Raw genomic sequence first — 19,872 nt, 5'->3', positions numbered from 1 at the left:
ACCGGACGGTCGCCGGATACTGCGGGCCCGGGGCTGGTCGCCAGCGTGGAGGCATGACCCAGAACGCAGACGAGTCCGCGCTCGCGGCGCCGACCGTGCCCCGCCCCGGGACGGCCCGGACCACACCCGCCAGGCCCGCGCAGAGCCCACCGTCCTCGACCGGCCGCCTCATCGGCGTGGACCTGGCGCGCGGGCTCGCGGTCTTCGGCATGTACGCGGCCCACGTCGGCCCCGACCCGTCCCAGGGCGGATTCACCGGGCACGTCATGGAGCTGGCGCACGGCCGCGCCTCCGCGCTCTTCGCCTTCCTCGCCGGCTTCTCGATCATGCTGATGACCGGCCGCCGTATCCCGAAGACGGGCCGCGCGGGCCGCCAGGCGGTCGCCAAGGTGGTGATCCGGGCACTCGTCCTGCTGGCGCTCGGCACCGCGCTGACCATGACCGGCACCTCGGTCGAGGTGATCCTCGCCTTCTACGGCCTGTACTTCCTGCTGGTCCTGCCGCTGCACCGGCTCGGCGCCCGCACGCTGGCGATCATCGCCGCCGCCGGTGCCCTGGTGCTGCCACAGATCCTGTACGTCGTCCAGCACGCGCTGCCCGCGGACGGCGCCGACGGCATCTGGGCCTGGCCCGCGGACGCCGACGGCATCGTCTCGCTGCTGTTCACGGGCAGCTACCCGGCCCTGACCTGGATCCCCTTCGTCATCGCCGGCATGGCCGTGGCCCGGCTGGACCTCGCCGCCACCGCCGTCCGCGTACGCCTCGCGCTCACCGGTGTCTGTCTCGCCGTACTCGGTTACGCCGGCTCCTGGCTGGCCCTTCATCTGGTCCCCGGCGCCATGTCGCGGCTGAGCGAGGTCAGTTGGGGCGGTGGCGGCACGGTCTCGTCCGCCTGGTGGTCCGACACCTGGGGTTACCCCGACGGCAGCACCCCGGCCGGGCTCCTGGTCGCCTCGCCGCACAGCGAGACGACCCTGTCGATCGTGGCCAACACCGGGGTCGCCATCGCGGTCCTGGTCGGCTGCCTCGCCGCCGTGGACGCCTTCCCCCGCTTCCACCGCCTCGCCCGCCCGGTGATCGCGGTCGGCTCGATGTCCCTGACCGCCTACGTCCTCCACATAGCCGCCATCCGTTTCCTCGGCATCGAGGAACTGCCCGGACCCGCCCTCCATGTGCTGCTCGGCTTCATCGTGGCCATGACCGTGTTCGCCGCCCTCTGGTCACGCCGCTTCCGCCGCGGCCCCCTGGAATGGCTGCTCGGAAAGGCCACCCAGCCCGCCGAACTGATCCGATGACCCACCGACCGGCCATTCCGATGGCCATCGGTCGAGAACATTCGCTGGACCGACCGCACACGGCCGTCGGACCCTGATCCTGTGTCCGACAACTCTTCCCCCCTTCCCGCACCGCCATGGATCGTGCGCACCGCCGCCCGCACATGGCGGTGCGCACCGGCACCGACCGAGGTCCGGGCCTTCCACGCCGCACTGCCCGGCCACTCACCCACGCCACTGATCGAACTACCCCAACTGGCAACGGAGTTGAGGGTAGGCCGGGTCTTCGTCAAGGACGAGTCGTGCCGTCTGGGGCTGCCCGCGTTCAAGGTGCTGGGCGCGTCCTGGGCGATCCACCGCGTCCTCGCCGAGCATGCCGAACACGCCGAGGGCGCTGAAGAGCCCGGCCCCGTCACCCTGGTGGCCGCCACCGACGGGAACCACGGCCGGGCCCTGGCCCGCGTCGCACGCCTGCTCGGGCAGCGCGCCCACATCTTCGTCCCGCAGGGCGTGCACCCGGCGGCGGTGTCCGCCATTGCCGCCGAACAGGCGCAGGTCACCGAGGTACCCGGTGCTTACGACGAGGCCGTACGCCGCGCCGCCGAGGCGGCCGACGCGCCGCACACCGTCCTGGTCCAGGACACCGCCTGGCCCGGCTACGAGCGGATCCCCGGCTGGATCGTCGAGGGCTACGCCACCCTCTGCGCCGAGATCGACGAGCAACTGGCGGCTCACGGGATCGCCGGGGGCCCCGACCTCGTCGCCTTGCCGGTGGGCGTGGGGTCGCTGGCCCAGGCCGTCGTAACCCACTACCGCAGCCGCCCCCGCGGGCGGGCTCCCGCGCTGCTGTCGGTGGAACCGGAGAGCGCGGCCTGCGTCCTGCACAGCCTCGCCCTCGGCGAACCTGCGGAGCCGCCACGCTCGCCGGCACACGGGCGGTCCTCACCGGCACGGGATGCGCGAGGCGCCGTACGGCACTGGGACTCGACGCGACCTCGGTGGTCGTACTGCTCAGCACCGAGGGCACGGCAGCCAACCCGCACTCCACTTCTGTTGCCTGAGCCCCGGGCCGAACCGGGGAGGCCTCTCGCGTCAGCCCCCGAGCACGGGCAGCGCGAGTCCGCAGCGGACGGGGTGTGCGTGAGCGGGGTCGAGGGCGTTGCTGACGAGTTGCGCCGCGTTGGTGTCGTACGCCAGCGACAGGTGGTCGGAAACGTCCTGCTTGCAGATCTGCTGGATCAGGATGTTCCGCACGGTGGCGCCCGGTCCCGCGGTCAGGAAGGTGTTCTGGTACGGGGTGGCGAACGCGTCGTACCGTGTGGCGATGACGGTGTAGCGGACGCCTGGCTGGGTGTCGCCGTCCCGGTCGAGCGTCCTGTTCATCTCGGAGCCGACCATCTGGTCCGACCAGGCCTGCCCGACGAGGGCGGACACGGCGGGGTTGAGACCGAGCCGGGTCGTCAGCGTGCCGATGCCGGAGATGTTCCCGCCGTGGTTGGACGGAGCGAGGGCGACGAGGCTGCGCACCTTGTTCCGATCGGGGTGCTTGGGGTTCGTGCCGCCCTCGAACCGCAGATACCAGCGGGGCGTGGGACCGCCGCCCTGGGAGTGTCCGACGAGGTCGACCTGGCGGGCGCCGGTGGCCTTCAGGACGCGATCGACGTAGCGGGCGACCTGCCGGGCCGAGTCCGGGATGGGACCGGTGGCCTGGAACGGACTGCCGGGCGGCCCACCGTAGTTGGGGGCGAAGACGCAGTATCCCTGCTGCTTCAGCCAGGGCGACATCATGCCCCAGTTGTTGAACGCGTTCGCCGCGGACCCGTGCAGCAGCACGACCGGGCGGGGGTGCCTGCGCGTGGGACGGCAACTCCAGTCATTGGCCCCGGACGGAGGCGCTTGCGGGTGGAGGAGCCCTCCGGCCACCGCGGTCGCGACGTCGAGGAACCGGCTGAGCGGCCGCGGCGGCGTCGGGTCCTCGGATGCTGCCGCCGCACCCTGGGGTCCGGCGGTCAGCGACAGGGCGAGGCCCGCGCAGACCGCGGCCCACCTGGCGCGCCGCCGGTTCCACCGGCTCCGGGAAACAATCCGATTCGACATCGGGCCACTCCTCATCTCATCGCCGGCCGGGCGCCGACGCGAAGATGATCGAGGAGCGGATCCACACAGACCTCAACAGCCGCTCGCGGCACCTCATATGGAGCAGGCCGCTTTCATCCGTCCAGCCGAGGAATATCAAAGGCCATTCGCCGGGGGCTCCTCGCGAGCGCGGTGCCCGGCCGGCCGTCCCTCCGCCTCAGTCGGTCGGTGCCCCGAGCCACAGCGCACGGATCTCCGGAGCCTCCCGCCCCTCGATGCCCTGCGCGAACAAGGTCAGTCCCGGCCAGCCCGGCGGTACCCAGAGCGCGTCGGGATCCCCGCCCGAGAAGGCGGGCCGGTCGCCGGCCCAGACGCGTCCCACGCACTCCCCGCCGGCCCACCCGGTCACCCGGACCTGCGTGGCCTCCAGCCGGATCAGGTAACCCTCCGGGGACGGCGGCAGGTCGACGTCGAGCCACGCCTCCTCACCCGGTTTCAGCGCCAACGGCAGCCGCACCTCCTCCGTGCGCCCCGGACGGGCCGCGAACCGGGTCAGCAGCTCGTCGTTCTGCGCCGCGCACGACCAGTCCCGCACGGCCTCCGACGCGAGCAGCTCGGCGCGCAGGCCGGGGCCGCTGGGATGGTGCGGCAGGGTGACCGAGACCTGATGGGCGCCGGCGGGCAGCAGCACCCAGGGGTTCTCGGCGTGGACGGTCTCCGCTTCGCCGTCGTCCACGCGCACTCGCAGCGGCTCGACGACACCGCGCAGATGCAGCGCCGACGGGGTGGGGGAGTGGAGCGTACGGGTGTAGGTGACCGGCTCCGCGACGCGTGTGCTGCTCCAGCCGCCGAGCACCCGGATGGGTGCGGGGTCCGCGGCCCAGTGCCCGTGCACGGTCCACAGGGCCGACACATCCGTCGTCCCCCGTACCTTCCACAGGGTGCCGAGGCCGCGCAGCGCGCCGATGCGCAGGGCGGGCAGACGGGCGTCGTCGAAGTTGGCGTGGCCCCAGATCTCCACCACGGCCTCGACCGCGACGCTGCCCGTCACGTCCCTGACGTCGATACGCCGGGCCGCACCGAAGCCGGCGATCGGCGGGTGCGTCCGGCCCGCGACGGACAGGTCGACGATGTCCGCCGCGCCGGTGAGCAGCAGCTCGTCGACGTCGGTCAGATCCGTGGCGGTCCGGTAGGTGCCCCGTCCCCGGTACACCCCGAGCGACTCCAGCGTCGGCGGCAGCGCGTGCCGGCCGGCCGGCGCCTCCGGGGCGGCGGCGCATCGCCGCCGCACCTCGCGTACGGCGGTCGGCGCGGACTTGGCGGGCCGGTTCGGTGCGTCGGTCACATGCACCGTGCCGTCGGCGTCGACCGACCGGAGCCGTGCGGCCCGCGCCGACGGCAGCACGACGAGCGTCACTCCCGCCACGGTCCTGCGCTCGGACACCGGGATCTCGGTCCGCGCTCCGTTCAGTACGACAGTGACCGGCACGTCGGACGAGAACACCAGCACCCCGTCCGCCGCCGCGACGAGATCCGCGGACGCGAGCGACAGGATGGCGTCGACGCCCCAGGGCCGCAGGGGTACGTCCACCGCCATCAGGGGGCACGATCCCGGCGCGACCGCGACGGGCACGCCCTCGACGACCGCCGTGCCCGGCTCCGTTCCGAGATGCGGTACGGCCACCAGCCGGCCGCCCTCGGGAAGGTTCAGCGCCGACGGCTCGGAGCTGGTCGGGAAGTCGGCGTCCAGGTCCGTGAACGTCGTTGTCGCCAGGGCGAGTTGGTCCCCCCAGGTCTCGACGACCGCCGCCAGCACCTGCGCCTCGGCGAACTCCGGCCGCTGCGCGCCGGTCGACGTGACGTATCCGCCGAAGTCGTAGCCGTGGCTCATGAAGTTGCCCGGCCGGCCCCAGTTGCCGCTGGACGGCGTGTACCCGAAGTTCCAGCCGGAGGACTGGAGATACGGCGCGATCAGCTTGGCGCCGCTCGCCAACAGCCGCCGCAGCGTACGGTGGCGCCGGTTCGTCTCGGTGATCAGCAGCGGCACCCCGCGCTCGGCGACCAGGGCGGCGTAGCGGCGCACCTCGGCCTCGATGTCGGGGGAGTCGTCGTCCGGGTAGAAGTTGCAGGCCGGTACGACACCGTCCACGTCGCCGGTTGCGCCCGTGAGGTCGCCCTGGCCCGAGCAGGCGATCAGCGGGACCGTGATGCCGTGCCCGAGGGTCGCCTCACGCAGGGCGCTCACATAGCCCGCGCGGTCCGCGCAGTCGAAGAAGTCCAGCTCGTTCTCCAACTGCACCATGATGACCGGGCCGCCCGCCGGGTACTGCCGCTCGGCCAAGATTTCCTGGGGATGGCCGGGAACTCATCGGGGTCCGCGGCCGACTTGTGTGAAGAGGCGGCTCTGTCCGCGCTCGACCGCTGTCACCACGTCGTCGCTACAAGGGAGTCGTACGTGTCCCGCTCCACTCTGATCCGCAGTCTGCGCCGAACCGGCGTACTCACCTCGGTCGCCCTCGCGCTGGCCGTCGCCACCGCGGGGCCGGCGGCGGCTCATGCGGAGGTGGAGGCCGAGGGCGCGCGGGCCCTCGACCAGAACGTCGAGCTGACCTTCTCCGCCGAGTCGGAGTCGGCCTCGGCCGGGATCAGCAAGCTGGAGGTGATCCTTCCCGAGGGGATCGTCCCGCAGGACATCACCTACGAAAAAGGGCCCAAGAGCTGGAAGTTCGCCCCCACCGACCGGGGCTACACGGTGTCCGGGCCGAAGCTGGCCGTGGGTGAGGACGTCGAGTACGTCGTGACCGTGCGGCAGTTGCCGGACGCCAAGGAGGTGCCCTTCAAGACCCTCCAGACCTACAGCGACGGCAAGGTCGACCGCTGGATCGAGCTGGAGGAGGAGGCCGAGGGGGACGGCCACGGACACGGCCACCCCGCACCCCACCTGGCCCTGAAGGCGGCCGCGCCCGGCGCCGAGTCGGTGAGCCCGACCCCCACGCAGGAACCGACGACGGCTGCCCCGTCGTCGGCCCCCGCCTCGGACAAGCCCGCCGCCCAGGGTTCGTCCGCCGAGCCGGCGGCGGCCGAGGCGAAGGACGACGACGGCATGTCGATCGCTGTGCCCGTGGGCATCGCTGCCGCGGTGCTGGTGCTCGGCGGCGGTGCGTGGTGGCTGACGAAGCGCCGGGGCGGGGCCGCCTGAGGACGCCGGTCCGGGCGTGTCGCTGAGGGGGGATCAGCGACACGCCCGCCCCGGTGCAGCGCCGTTCACCGACGCGGCGTCACAGAACCGTGAGCAGTGCGCTGCCGGCGGCCCTGCCGTCCCGCAGGGGTCTGAGGGCCAGACGTATCAGGGCGAGTGCGTTGTCGTCGCCGGCGATGCGGTTGGCGCTGAGCCCGGCGCAGGATTGGCACTGGTGGATGAGCAGCCATTCACCGTCCGGCCGTACGGTCAGGCTCAGTGCCTCCATGCGGCCATGGCAGTCCGCGGCCCGGTCGCCGGGAACTCTCCGGTCGACATGCAGGCTGACCAGGCAGTTCGGACAATGGTTGCGGTGCGCGGTGCCGGGCGCGACATGGGGCACGTCCAGTCGGCAGCCCACGCACCGGAAGTCATTGCCCCGGTGACCGCCGCTCGCGTGCAGCACGTCCTTGGTCCGCTGGGGTCGGCGGCGCCGATTGCGGCCACCTGTCTGTGTGCGGCGTGGCACGGCTCGTTCTCCTTTCCGTCCGCGGCGTTCAGAGGGTGCCGAACGCTTCGAGGGGGAAGGGAGGTTGGGCCAGTGGCCGTACGGCCATGCGCATCAGGATGAGCTGGTTGTCGTCCGCGCACACCGGGTTCGAGGTGAGCTCGCCGCAGCCGATGCAGCGGTGGATCAGCATCCAGTCACCGGTGCGCAGCACCGCGATGGCGATGGGGTTCATCCGCGCGTCGCACTCGGACCGACCGCCGTCGATCTGGTCGGCGACGTGCCGTGAATGCAGGCAGGACGGGCAGTGGTTGCGGCGGCTGCCGTCGGCGGCCAGGGCCGACACGGTCAGCCCGCACCACATGCAGGAGAAGGTGCCGGTGCTGAGGACGTGGTCGGTGGGGTTGCGCTGGTGATCGAGGTTGTCGCTGGACACCCGGATGCTCCTTGCTGAGAAGTCTGCGATGACAGCAAGAGCAGGCCGAGCGGCCTCGGGAAGCCCTGACAGCGGTCAGGGGCGGCTACGCGATGCGTCGAGGCGCGCTCGGCGCGGGCCGGGTCATAAACACCCCTTCCAGGGCAAGGTGGAACAAAGTCGATGGGCTGAGCTCGGTCAAGCTAGCACCCGTGTGCGGGGCGGCGTCCACTCGTTTTCTCGTCACCCTGGCTCGGTGGCGCTGATTTTGACAGGCCCTTGACAAATTTGACGGCCCCGCGCAGCATGCAAGACGTCTGCGGAAGCCTGCAATTCCCTTTGTTCAAGGCGTAATTTATCCGCACAGCGCATCGAACCCGCACGGACACACCCCGGCAAGCGCGGCCGGCGCGCGCCTTGCCTGACACCCGCATCGTCAGGAAGGACAACCCCCCATGCTTCGGCGCCCTCGCGCGGGGCTGAGAACGCTCACCGCGCTCGCGCTCCTCATGGCCGCGGCCGTCACCACGGCACCCACGGCAGGCCCGGCCTCCGCGGCCCCGGCGGACCTCCCGCCCATCGACTACCAGCAGGTCCAACTCGCCACCGGCGCGGCCGAGTTGGGCGAACCGATGTCCCTGGCCGTACTGCCCGACCGCTCGGTCCTGCACACCGCGCGCGACGGCACGATCCGCCTCACCGACGCCGCCGGCAACACCAAACAGGCCGGCAAGCTCGACGTCTACACACACGACGAGGAGGGCCTCCAGGGCATCGCCGTGGACCCCTCCTTCACCGCCAACCGATACGTCTACGTCTACTACTCCCCGAAGCTGAGCACCCCGGCCGGCGACGCCCCCGTCACCGGCACCGCCGCCGACTTCGAGCCCTGGAAAGGGCACCTCAACCTGTCGCGGTTCACGCTGCGCAGCGACGGCACCCTGGACCCGGCGAGCGAGAAGGTCGTCCTGGAGGTGCCCAACGACCGCGGCCAGTGCTGCCATGTGGGCGGCGACATGGACTTCGACGCGGCCGGGAACCTGTACCTGACCACCGGAGACGACACCAACCCCTTCGACTCCTCCGGCTACGCGCCGATCGACGAACGCGCCGACCGCAACCCGCAGTTCGACGCCCAGCGCAGCTCCGGCAACACCAACGACCTGCGCGGCAAGGTGCTGCGGATCAAGCCGACCGCCGACGGCGGCTACACCGTCCCCGCGGGCAACCTCTTCGCACCGGGCACGGCCGGCACCCGGCCCGAGATCTACGCCATGGGCTTCCGCAACCCGTTCCGCATGTCCGTGGACCGCCCCACCGGCACCGTCTACCTCGGCGACTACGGCCCCGACGCCGGCGGCACCGACCCGAACCGCGGACCGGGCGGCCAGGTCGAGTTCGACCGCGTCACCGCGCCCGGCAACTACGGCTGGCCGTACTGCACGGGCACCAACACCACGGGCGAGACGTACAACGAGTACACCTTCCCCGGCGGCCCCTCCGGAGCGAAGTACGACTGCGCCGGCGGCGCCGCCAACAACTCCTTCCGCAACACCGGCCAGGCCAAGCTGCCCCCGGCCAAGCCGAGCTGGATCAAGTACGGCCTGGACGGCTCACCGCCCGAGTTCGGCGGCGGCTCGGAGTCGCCGATGGGCGGCGAGGTCTACCGGTACGACCCCAACTCCCCGTCCACGGTGAAGTTCCCGCAGTCCCTCGACGGCCGCTTCTTCGCCGCCGAGTACGGACGCCAGTGGATCAAGGCCGTCGAGGTCAGGAGCGACGGCTCCTACGGCACGATCGAGGACGTCCCCTGGGACGGCACCCAGGTGATGGACACCGACTTCGGCCCCGACGGCGCGCTGTACGTCCTGGACTACGGCACCGGCGGCAACAACCAGGCCCTGTACCGCATCGAGTACATCGCGGGCAGCAACCGCAACCCCGTCGCCCAGGCGTCCGCCGACCGCACATCCGGAGCCCTGCCGCTCACGGTGCGGTTCTCCTCCCAGGGCAGCTCCGACCCCGAGGGCGGGACGCTGACCTACACCTGGAACTTCGGCGACGGCACCACATCCACGCAGGCCGACCCCAGTCACACGTACACCACGGCCGGCACCTATCGCCCCACCCTCACGGTCCGCGACCCCGAGGGCCTGACCGGCACCGCGAGCCTGGTCGTCACCGCGGGCAACACCGTACCGACGGTGACCCTGCAACAGCCCCTGGACGGACAGCCGTTCGCCTTCGGTGACACCGTGCCGTTCAAGGTGCAGGTCAGCGATCCCGAGGACGGCACCGTCGACTGCACCAAGGTGAAGGTCACCTATCTCCTCGGCCATGGCAGCCACACCCACGCCATCACCTCCACCAACGGCTGCGAGGGCAACCTCACCGTGCCCGCCGACGGCGAACACGACAGCGCCGCCAACCTCTACGGCGTCTTCGACGCCGAATACACCGACGCAGGCGGCCTGACCACGCACTCCGTGCGCACCCTGCAACCGCGCCACCGGCAGGGCGAGCACTTCGGCGCCCAGTCCGGCATCGAAATCGCGAACCACGCCAGCGCCGAAGGCGGCAGGACGGTCGGGTTCACCGACGACGGCGACTGGATCTCGTACAAGCCGTATGTCCTCGCGGGCGCAACGAAGTTCACCGCCCGGGTGGCCTCCGGCGGAGTGGGCGGCACCCTCCAGGTGCGCGCCGGATCCGCCACCGGCACACTGCTCGGCACCGCGACCGTGCCGGTGACCGGCGGCTGGGAGTCGTACACCGACGTGTCCGCCAACCTCTCCGGCGCGCCCGCCGGCACCACCGAGCTGTTCCTGGTGTTCCGCGGCCCGACCGGGCAGGGCAACCTCTTCGACGTCGACGCCTTCACCCTCGGCTCCGGCACCACCACGACCACACCGTGGGAGGCGGAGTCGTACAGCTCCGCCTCCGGCGTCCAGTCCGCGGCGCACGGCTCGGCCAGTGGCGGACTGACGCTGGGCTACATCGACAACGGCGACTGGGCGGGCTACGCCTCCGTCTCCACCGCCGGCGCGACCTCCGCCTCCGCCCGGGTCTCCTCCGCCGGCGCCGGCGGTACCCTCCAGTTCCGCTCCGGCTCGCAGACCGGGCCGCTGCTCGGCTCGGTGACCGTGCCGGTGACCGGCGACTGGGACACCTTCACCACCGTCAGCAGCACGCTCAACGGCGCCGGAACGGGCCCGCTCTTCCTCACCTTCACCGGAGGCACCGGCAGCCTCTTCGACGTCGACACCTTCACGCTCGCCTCCTCGACACGAAAGGGGCGATGACCATGACCACCCTGATGCGGCGACTGCGCCGCGGCACGACGGCACTGGCCCTGGCCGTGCTGGGCGCCCTGCTCACCCCGGCCGGGACGGCGCACGCGGCCTCCTTCGAGGTCCTCGTCTTCTCCAAGACCGCCGGGTTCCGGCACGACGCGATCCCGGCCGGCATCGACACCCTGCGCACCCTCGGCGGGCAGAACGACTTCACCGTCACCGCCACCGAGGACGCCGGCGCCTTCACGGCCGCGGGCCTCGCCGGCTACGAGGCCGTGGTGTTCCTCAACACCACGGGCGACGTCCTCAACACCGATCAGCAGAGCGCCCTGCAGTCGTACGTCGACTCCGGCGGCGGCTATGTCGGCGTGCACGCGGCCGCCGACACCGAGTACGACTGGCCGTACTACGGACAGCTCGTCGGCGCATGGTTCCAGAGCCATCCCGCGATCCGGCAGGCCACGATCCGCACCGAGGACCGCACCCACCCGGCCACCGCCCACCTCGGCGCGACCTGGACCCGCACCGACGAGTGGTACAACTACCGCGCCAACCCCCGCCCCGACGTGCACGTCCTGCAGACCCTGGACGAAAGCACCTACAACGGCGGCTCGATGGGCGCCGACCACCCCATCACCTGGTGCCACGGCCAGGGGCAGGGCCGCTCCTTCTACACCGGACTCGGCCACACCATCGAGTCCTACGCCGACCCGGCCTTCCGTTCCCTGCTGCTGGGCGGCGTGCGCTACGCCGCCGGGCAAGTTGCCGCCGACTGCTCCGCCCCGGACGGCAGCGGACAGGTCGAGGCCGAGTCGTACACCTCCGGCTCCGGAGTGCAGGCCGCCGCGCACACCCAGGCGAGCGGGGGCCAGACGCTGGGCTACATCGAGAACGGGGACTGGGCGGGCTACGCCTCCGTCCCCACCGCAGGGGCGCGGACCTTCACGGCGAAGGTGTCCTCGGCGGGAGCGGGCGGCACCATCGAGATCCGCTCGGGCTCGGCCACCGGCACCCTGCTCGGCTCCGTGGCGGTACCGGTGACCGGCGGCTGGGAAACCTTCACGACCGTCACCACGACCCTGACCGGCTCCGCCTCCGGGCCGCTCTTCCTGAGGTTCACCGGCGGCGGGGGAGCCCTGTTCGACATCGACACCTTCAGCCTCGCCGCCGAACCCACGGCCGGCGCCCTGGCCGACGACGTACACCTCTTCTACTACCCCTGGTACGGCAGTCCGGCGGTCAACGGCGGCTGGCGGCACTGGCAGCAGGGCGGCCGCACCCCGCCCGACGACATCGGCGCCGACCTCTACCCCGCGCTGGGCCCGTACGACTCGGGTGACTTCGACGGGGCCGTCGCCCCGCAGATGGAGTGGGTCGCCCGGTCCGGTGCCGGTGTGATCGTCTACAGCTGGTGGGGCCGGGGCAGCTACGAGGACGGGCTCGTGCGGGGCGTGCTCGACGCGGCGCAGGAGCGGGGCATCGAGGTGGCGTGGCACCTGGAGCCGTACGCGGGCCGCACCGGCGCCTCGACGGCCGCCGACATCGAGTACATCAACAGCACCTACGGCAGCCACCCGGCCTTCTACCGCTCGGCGGAGCACGGCGACAGAAGCGCGTTCTACGTCTTCCAGAGCCTGGACATCACCGACTGGTCGGCGCTCGACCAGGTCACCGACACCGACACCGGCATCGTCCTCGCCCAGACCACCGACACCACCAAGATCGCGCACTTCTCCGGCATGTACACCTACGACGGCATCGCGGGCGCCACGGCACCGGGCTGGAAGCAGGCCGGCGACCACGCCCGAGCCAACGGCCTGATCTGGGCCCCGTCCGTCGCCCCCGGCTACATCGACGACCGGGCCGTGCCGGGCAACTCCACGCCCACCGTGGAACGGGCGAACGGCGCGGCCTACGACCGGCAGTGGTCCAACGCCCTGGACCCGGCGATCGGCGGCTCACCGACCTGGGTGTCGGTGACCTCGTTCAACGAGTGGCACGAAGGCAGCTCCATCGAACCCGCCGACTCCACGCCACCCGCCGGCCACGGCTACCGGACCTACGACGGCGCGTACGGGCAGACGGGAGAGGCGGCACAGACGGCATACCTGGACCGCACCGCGTACTGGGTGGGCCGCTTCCAGGAGACGACGCGCGACTGAGCCTCCACGCCAACGCCGGGTCTCACCGGTGAGATGCCCGGCCGGAGCTGTCCGGCCGGGCGTCTGCCCGTCGCACGGGGAATGATGTCCCTCATGGCGAGGATCGTCGTACTGGGCGCTGCCCTCGGTGGCCTGCAGACAGCTCTGCTGCTGGTCGCGGACGGCCATCAGGTGACCGTGCTGGAACGTGACCCGGAACCGGCGCCGCCGGATCCGGAAGAGGCATGGTCGCGGTGGCAACGCCCGGGCATCCCCCAACTGCGCCTCACCCATCTCCCGCTCGCCAGTTGGCTCCAACTGGCCGAAGCGCAGCTGCCGGGGCTGGTAGAGCGGATGACGGCGGCCGGGGCAGTCCGGATGAACGTCCTGGCGCCCGAACCCGGCATGCGGGGCGGCCTGCTGCCCGCCGACGCGCGCTTCGACACGCTGGCCGCACGGAGATGTCTGCTGGAGCACGTCGCCACGCGCGCGGCTGAGGCGGCCGGTGTGCGCATCGAACGGGGTGTCGTGTGCCGAGGGTTGCGCGCCGGCTCCGATGACGGGCCGGGAGCCAAGGGGCGCGTACCGCACGTGACGGGGGTGGAGACCAGCACCGGCCCGCTGGCCGCCGACCTGGTCGTCGACTGCACCGGGCGCCGCTCACCGCTCCCCGCCTGGCTGCGGGGCATCGGCCTACCGGGCCCGGTCGAGGAAGCGGGGCGGCGCGGCTTCACGTACTACAGCCGCTACTTCCGGTCGGCCGACGGCGCCCTGCCTGCCAGTACGTTCCCCCTGATCGCCGAACACGGATCCCTCGGCCTCCTGCGCATCCCGGCCGACCACGGCACGTACTCGCTCGGCCTCATCAGCCGCAGCGACGACCACGAACTGCGCCGGCTGCTGCGCCACGAGGGCGCTTGGTGTGCCGCCGTCCGCCTCTTCCCGGGCGCGGACGCCTGGCTCGACGGCCGCCCCATCACCGACGGCGTACAGATCATGGCCGGTCTGACGGACCGCAAGCGGACCCTGTACGACGACGAACACCCCCGAGTCACCGGGGTGGTTGCCGTCGGCGACACGTGGGCGCTCACCGTGCCCACCATCGGACGCGGACTGGCGATGAGCATGCGGCACAGTCTGATGCTGCGTGACGTCCTGAGGCGCACGGGCACCGCCGACCGCGTCGAGCCGGTCACCGCGTTCGGCCGGGCGACCCGGGACGGACTCGGCGGCGTATACCGGCGAAGCACGTCCTACACCCGGCACCGCCTGGCCGAGATGGACGCGCACGCGGCCGGCCGCCGCTACCGGCACCCTGACTGGGACCGGGCGAGGGCGCTGGCGCTGCTGACGCAACGCGAGCCGGACGCGCTGCGGGCGGAGCGGGCCGCGGCCCACCTCCTGCCCGGCGCCGTAGCCGAACTGAGCGCTCCCGCCCTGGTCGAGGCGGTGGACCGGCTGATGCCCGAGCTCGAGCACCGCATGCCACCGGGACCCACGCGGGCCCACCTGCTCGAAGCCGTCGCCGCTGGGTGAACCGTCCTCGGACGGCACGGACGCCCCGCACACACCATGAGGGCTTTCTTCACGTCTTGACTTAAGTGCGCGGACGTTGCTTGGATCTCAACTCCCGCTCCATCCCGCGCTGTTGGTCCCCCACGTCAGGAGCAGCTGTGAGACGTCCCCTCACCACCTTCGCGGCCGTCGCGGTCACGACACTTTCCGCACTGGTCGGCACCGGTCAGGCCGCGCACGGCCAGGCCGTGACCGGCACCTACTCGACCGGCGGCACTCAGGCCTGGCGGCCCCTGCCGACCGTCCGGATCGGCAACGACTCCGGCGGCCCCGTCGACGCCACCGTGGTCGCCGACCCCGCCGCCACCCGGCAGAAGTACGCGGGCGTCGGCTTCTCCATCGACGAGACGAGCGTGTCCAACCTGTGGAAGCTCACCCCCGCCGAGCGGGAGAAGGCCATCCGGCTGCTCGTCGACCCCGAACGCGGCGCGGGTCTTGACCGCTTCCGGCTGACGATCGGCAGCCCCGATCTCATCGAACATCTGCCATTCTGGTCGCTGGACGACCTGCCCGCCGGTGTCACCGAGGACTTCGGGCTGAAGCACTTCTCCGTCCAGCGGGACGTCGACCTGCACATCATCGACACGATCAAGCTCATCCAGCGCTACAACCCCAAGGCCACGTTCTTCGCGTCGGCATGGAGCGCCCCGGCCTGGATGAAGACCAACAACCGGTTCACCGGCGAAGTCGCGCTCAAGCCCGGCAGCACCACCGAGCACTACCAGGTCGGCAAGCTGCGCGACGACTGCGTCGACGTGTTCGCCCGCTACTACGTCAAGTTCGTCCAGGCGTACGCCAGGCACGGCATCCGCGTCGACGCGCTGACCCTGCTGAACGAGCCGGGCATGGACGTCGTCTACCCGGCCATGGACATCAGCGTCGCCCAGCAGCAGAAGCTGGCCCTGGCCATCAAGCGTGAACTGCGCGCCGCCCGGCTCAACATCCAGCTGTACGTGCACGACTTCAACTTCTGGGACTGGCGCGACCCCAACAGCACGGCGACCAAGAACTACCACCGCATCTTCGAGGACGCCCCGGACGGCTCGGTGACCGGCGTGCAGGTCCGCAAGGCGGCGGACGGCGTCGCCTTCCACCCCTACTGGGGAGACCCGGGCGTCATGCGTGACGCCCGCGAGGAGACCGGGAAGCCGGTGCACGTCACGGAGACGAGCGACCTGGCGCCCTCGACCGTCCTCGACGACTTCCGGCTCGACGCCAGTTCCTACATCCTGTGGGCCCAGACCACGGACCAGGACGGCGGGACCCTGCACTGGACGCCGTCCCGGGACAACAACATCGACTGGGAGCAGGTCGGCGCCACCACCAAGTGGCCGAACCGGCTGGTGAAGGTGAACACGGTCACCAAGGACTTCACCGTCCGTGACGAGCTGTACGGGCTCGGACAGTTCGCGAAGTACCTCGCGCCCGGTGACGTGCGCCTGGAGTCGAGCGCCGCGGAGAACGGGGTCAGCAACGTGGTCTACCGCTCCGGCAGAAGCGGCTATGTCGCCGTCCTCGGCAACAGCGCAGCCACCGACAGCAGGGTCCGGGTCGTGGCCGGCGGCCGGCGGTTCGTGGTGACGGTGCCGGCGGGATCCTTTGCCACCTACCGGTGGAAGGGGCAGGCCGGGCACGACGACCGAGGCTGAGGACGCCCCATGCGTCGCCGATCGCTCATGGCAGCCGGGTGGTCTCCAGCAGCTCGCGCGCCATCTCCCGCGCGGGCCCGGCGGTGTGGTCGGCGACGCGCCGGAAGGTCTCCTGTGCGGGGCGGGCCGGCCATTCCGGAGGGAGGTGCCGGGCCGGCAGCCTGGGGTCGGTGCGGATCGTCCAGAGCCATTCGCTGACCAGCCGCAGCCGGGTGCCGATCGGGTCGTCACCGGACCCGGCGTCGAGATGCGCGGTCCAGCGCTTGTCGAAGACGACGTAGCGGGCGGCGATGCTCTCCAGGTCCCAGGTGTCACGGACCATCAGCTCGATGTCGGTGGCCCCGTCCGCCTGGGCGTGGAAGACCTTCACATGGGCGGCAAGACCGAGCTCCGCGACCACATCGCCGACATCGACATGCCCGGGCGCGATCCACAGCCCGCTGTACAGCGCGCCGAACCCGGACCAGGTGAGCCGGGAGCGCAGGTCGTGGCGCTGGCGCTTCCAGGAGTCGGGCAGGGAGAAGCCGAGCAGGGTCCAGGAGCCGTCCCAGTCGTCGTTGACCGCGCCCTGCTGCCAGATACGGGTACGGCCGTCCTCCAGGACGCGCGTCGCCTGCGGGGTCAGCCCGAAGAACATCTTGCGGCCCTCGCGCCGGCGCCGCAGCAGGCCCCGGTTGACCATCCGGGTCAGGGTGGAGCGCACGGCCTGTTCGCCGACCCCGACACGGCCCAGCACGTCGATGATGCTGCCCGAGTAGACCCCCACGTCGCCCTCCTCCAGGACGTGGTTGCCGAAGAAGGCGAGCATGAGCGACTGCGGGCGCGGCTGCGGGCCCTGCGAGGTGTCCTGACCGTCCAGGATGTCGTCGTCCTCCACGCTGGCAAGGGTACGGCCGCCCGCTGGGGGCGCAGCAGGCGGCCGTACGGCTTCATCGGCCGTCGGCGGGGTGCGCGAGGTCGTACGGGCGGGGGTACGCGGTGGGGCGGTAGGGCACATAGCGGGCGGGTGTCGTCGGATCGGCTTTCGTGGCACGGGCGTTGAGGGCGGCCGGGTCGGTCCCGACCCACGTGCCCGTGTCCAGGCGGTCCTCCAGGGTGTCCAGGGCGGCGACCTGTTCGGCGGGGCTGAAGGTGCAGTGGCCGGCGTTGTCGGTGTACGCCTGCCGCAGCTGCGACGCCGAACCCGCGGCGGTGACGGCCCGCTTCAGTGCGCTCTCCGCCTGGACGGGGATGAGGGCGTCGCCCGTGGTGTGGACGGCGAGCTGCGGCTTGGTCAGCTCGCCCGTGAAGGAGCTGGTGCTCGCCATCCACGCGACGGCGTCCGGGTCGGCGCTGACGCGCGGGGCGCGGTTGAGGGTGGCGAGGTCGGCCTTCAGGGAGAGGCCGGCCTCCTTGTAGAGCTCGGTCACCTCCTTGGCGACCGAGGACTGCCCGAGCAGCTTCGCGTAGTCGACCCCGGTGTTCCAGGACATGTTGCCGCCGGCCCGGGTCTCGGCCTCCTGTCGCCAGCTGAAGGCGGGCAGCTTCACCAGGCCCTTGACGGCCTCGTACTGATTGGCCTGCTGGGCGTCCCAGTCGGTCGCGGCGGGCCGGGGCTGTGTGGGCTGGTTCCAGCCCGGGATGTTGTGCAGGGCCGCGGCCAGGGCGATCCGGGCCCGTCCGGCGGGTGTCGCCTGGGCGGTCTCGACGGCGGCTGTCAGGGTGTTCGCCGCGGCGGCGGCGGTCCGCTGGTCCGGAAGGTTCACCAGCGGAATGTCGGTGCCGGGCGCGAGGAGGGTCTTGAGGGCGAAGACCGGGTCGAGGGTGCTGTTCCAGTTGGCCACGCCGCCATGGACCAGACCGCACAGGGACAGTGAGCCGTCGATCCGCTCCGGGTGGCGCTCGGCGATGGCGGTGGTGACGAGTCCGCCGTACGACTGCCCCCAAGCGATGGTGCGGGAGGCCGTGCCGAAGCGTTCGGTGAAGGCGGTGAGGGTGGCGAGCTGGTCGGGCACCGCGTCCGTCACCGCCCAGCCGGTGGTGGCGTAGGAGGAGCCGATGAGGGCGTAACCCCGCTGGAGGAGCAGGGCCTTCGTGGCGTCGTCCGGTGCGTCCTGGGCGGGGTTGGCCGGGCCGGGGGTGTAGCCGTGGCTGAAGAGCAGGACGGTGCCGTTCCACTGGGCGGGCACGTCCATCATGTACCTGGCGCCCGAGGGGAGTTGGCCGTCCAGGTGGGTGCGCTCACCGGTGGCGGCTGCCGCCGAGGTGGGGAGAGCGGTCGCCGCGAGCAGGAGGGCTGCCGCCAACGCGGTGCGGGTGCCGGTCGTCATGCGGTGATCTCCTCCGGGCGTGGGGTGGTGGGGAGTTCGGTGGGGGCGCCGGACAGGGACGTACGGCTCGTCTCGCGTACGAACCACACGGTCAGCGCGGTGATGAGGGAGCCGCCGCACAGCAGCAGCGCGACCGGGGTGCCGTTGCCGCTTCCGGCGACCAGGCTTCCGGCGATCATGGGGGAGAAGCCGGCGCCGATGAGGGTCGCGCCCTGGTAGCCGAGGGAGGCGCCGGTGTAGCGCACCCGGGTGCCGAACATCTCGGTGAGCAGGGCGCCCAGCGGGCCGTACATCGCGGACTGGGCGATGCCGTGGCCGATGACGACGGCGAGGATCAGCGCGCCCGGCGACTTGGAGTCGATCAGCGCGAGGACCGGGAAGGCGGTGGCCGCCGAGAGGACGGCTCCGGTGAGGACGACCGGGCGCCGGCCCACGCGGTCGGAGAGCGCGGAGGCGCAGGGCAGTACGACGAGGGCGACGGCGGCGGAGACCGTGAGCGCGGTGAGCACCTGCGGGCGGGCGTAGCCGATGCCGGTGGCGTACGCGATCAGGTAACTGGTCAGCAGGGACTGGGCGGTGAAGGCGCCGATGCCCACGCAGCAGGCCAGCAGCAGGGGACGGGGCCGCCGCAGGACGTCGACGATCGGCAGCCGGGCCTCGGACCGGTCTTTCTTCACCTCGGCGAACAGCGGGCTCTCGACCACCTTCAGCCGCACGAAGAGTCCGACGCCGAGCAGCACCACGCTCAGCAGGAACGGCACGCGCCAGCCCCAGGCCGTGAACTGGTCCCTGGGCATGGCGACCACGAAGGTGACGACGAGCGAGGACAGCAGGGAGCCGAGCGGGGCGCCCATCTGCGTGAAGCTGGACCACAGTCCACGGCGCCGCTCTCCGGCGTGCTCGACGACCATCAGGGTGGCGCCGCCCCACTCACCGCCGATGGCGATGCCCTGGAGGACACGCAGGGCGATCAGCAGGACCGGCGCCCAGACGCCGACCGTGTCGTACGTCGGCAGCAGGCCGATGAGGAAGCTGGCGCCGCCCATCAGGCCCATGGTGAGCAGCAGCATCGACTTGCGGCCGAGCCGGTCGCCGAAGTGCCCGAAGACGATGCCGCCGAGCGGGCGGGCGACATAACCGGCGGCGAAGGTGCCGAACGCGGCGATGGTGCCTACGGCGGGGTCGGCACCCGGGAAGAACAGCTCGCCGAAGACGAGCGCGGCGACGGTGCCGTAGACGAGGAAGTCGTAGAACTCCACGGCCGTACCGAGCAACCCGGACAGGGCGACTCTGCGCAACTGCCGGGTTCGCTCGCGGCTCAGGGACGGGGACGGTGACGGTGACGGGGATGCGGCGGGGGACGGGGGCATCGCGGTCTCCCTTGACCGGGGGAAGGACACCGCGAAAGTAGGCTCTGTAGTGACTGCCGTCAAGAAAGTGCACAACATTGACCT

At 71.7% G+C, this 19,872-nt stretch carries 13 protein-coding genes and 1 pseudogene; 7 read left to right on the top strand and 7 right to left on the bottom strand.

Going from position 1 to position 19,872, the window contains the following annotated elements:
- Positions 1-53: 53 nt before the first annotated feature.
- Positions 54-1,295: a DUF418 domain-containing protein gene (locus OG254_RS04935; RefSeq protein WP_405577606.1), complete on the top strand. Its 1,242-nt coding sequence runs from the start codon at positions 54-56 to the stop codon at positions 1,293-1,295.
- A gap of 81 nt (positions 1,296-1,376) precedes the next feature.
- Positions 1,377-2,147, top strand: a pseudogene (locus OG254_RS04930) (pyridoxal-phosphate dependent enzyme); the annotation flags it as partial.
- A gap of 219 nt (positions 2,148-2,366) precedes the next feature.
- On the opposite strand, the gene OG254_RS04925 reads toward OG254_RS04930, so the two are convergent.
- The gene (locus tag OG254_RS04925) at positions 2,367-3,371 is read right to left on the bottom strand and encodes an esterase/lipase family protein (protein WP_405577604.1); all 1,005 of its coding nucleotides are present in this window, start codon (positions 3,369-3,371) and stop codon (positions 2,367-2,369) included.
- A 196-nt stretch (positions 3,372-3,567) separates the two neighbouring features.
- Complete coding sequence (locus tag OG254_RS04920) at positions 3,568-5,691, bottom strand: beta-galactosidase (RefSeq protein ID WP_405577602.1); 2,124 nt, start codon at positions 5,689-5,691, stop codon at positions 3,568-3,570.
- A gap of 114 nt (positions 5,692-5,805) precedes the next feature.
- Between OG254_RS04920 and OG254_RS04915 the strand changes: the two genes are divergently transcribed.
- The gene (locus OG254_RS04915; protein WP_405577600.1) at positions 5,806-6,549 is read left to right on the top strand and encodes a DUF1775 domain-containing protein; all 744 of its coding nucleotides are present in this window, start codon (positions 5,806-5,808) and stop codon (positions 6,547-6,549) included.
- Positions 6,550-6,628: 79 nt separating this feature from the next.
- Here the strand turns inward: OG254_RS04915 and OG254_RS04910 are convergent, their stop codons facing one another.
- Together OG254_RS04910 and OG254_RS04905 are read right to left on the bottom strand one after the other, a co-directional pair.
- Positions 6,629-7,057, bottom strand: coding sequence for an RNHCP domain-containing protein (locus tag OG254_RS04910; protein WP_405577598.1), 429 nt, complete (start codon positions 7,055-7,057; stop codon positions 6,629-6,631).
- A gap of 28 nt (positions 7,058-7,085) precedes the next feature.
- Complete coding sequence (locus OG254_RS04905) at positions 7,086-7,400, bottom strand: RNHCP domain-containing protein (protein WP_405594843.1); 315 nt, start codon at positions 7,398-7,400, stop codon at positions 7,086-7,088.
- A 506-nt stretch (positions 7,401-7,906) separates the two neighbouring features.
- On the opposite strand from OG254_RS04905, the gene OG254_RS04900 reads away from it, so the two are divergent.
- From OG254_RS04900 to OG254_RS04885, 4 genes are all read left to right on the top strand, one after another.
- On the top strand, positions 7,907-10,753 hold the full coding sequence (locus OG254_RS04900; protein ID WP_405577596.1) for a carbohydrate-binding protein: 2,847 nt from the start codon (positions 7,907-7,909) through the stop codon (positions 10,751-10,753).
- Positions 10,750-12,906 carry a ThuA domain-containing protein gene (locus OG254_RS04895; protein WP_405577594.1) on the top strand — a complete coding sequence of 719 codons (2,157 nt, stop codon included), beginning with the start codon at positions 10,750-10,752 and terminating at the stop codon, positions 12,904-12,906. Before OG254_RS04900 ends, OG254_RS04895 begins: the two co-directional genes overlap by 4 nt.
- Before the next feature lie 93 nt (positions 12,907-12,999).
- Entirely contained in the window at positions 13,000-14,421 is a 1,422-nt protein-coding gene (locus OG254_RS04890; RefSeq protein WP_405577592.1) for a hypothetical protein, read from the top strand.
- Positions 14,422-14,558: 137 nt separating this feature from the next.
- Positions 14,559-16,109: a glycoside hydrolase family 30 protein gene (locus tag OG254_RS04885; protein WP_405577590.1), complete on the top strand. Its 1,551-nt coding sequence runs from the start codon at positions 14,559-14,561 to the stop codon at positions 16,107-16,109.
- Between the two features lie 25 nt (positions 16,110-16,134).
- On the opposite strand, the gene OG254_RS04880 is transcribed toward OG254_RS04885, so the two are convergent.
- The 3 genes from OG254_RS04880 to OG254_RS04870 are packed head-to-tail and all read right to left on the bottom strand — an operon-like array spanning position 16,135 to position 19,788.
- Positions 16,135-16,986: a PaaX family transcriptional regulator C-terminal domain-containing protein gene (locus OG254_RS04880; protein WP_405577588.1), complete on the bottom strand. Its 852-nt coding sequence runs from the start codon at positions 16,984-16,986 to the stop codon at positions 16,135-16,137.
- Between the two features lie 52 nt (positions 16,987-17,038).
- Entirely contained in the window at positions 17,039-18,418 is a 1,380-nt protein-coding gene (locus OG254_RS04875; protein WP_405577586.1) for an alpha/beta hydrolase family protein, read from the bottom strand.
- Positions 18,415-19,788: an MFS transporter gene (locus OG254_RS04870; RefSeq protein WP_405577584.1), complete on the bottom strand. Its 1,374-nt coding sequence runs from the start codon at positions 19,786-19,788 to the stop codon at positions 18,415-18,417. The genes OG254_RS04875 and OG254_RS04870 overlap by 4 nt, the downstream gene beginning before the upstream one ends.
- Positions 19,789-19,872 lie beyond the last annotated feature (84 nt).

This window comes from Streptomyces sp. NBC_01092 (assembly GCF_045039535.1).
Taxonomy (GTDB): Bacteria; Actinomycetota; Actinomycetes; order Streptomycetales; family Streptomycetaceae; genus Streptomyces.
Note: the sequence above shows the minus strand (reverse complement) of the source record. Positions and strands in the feature narration are given on the sequence as shown.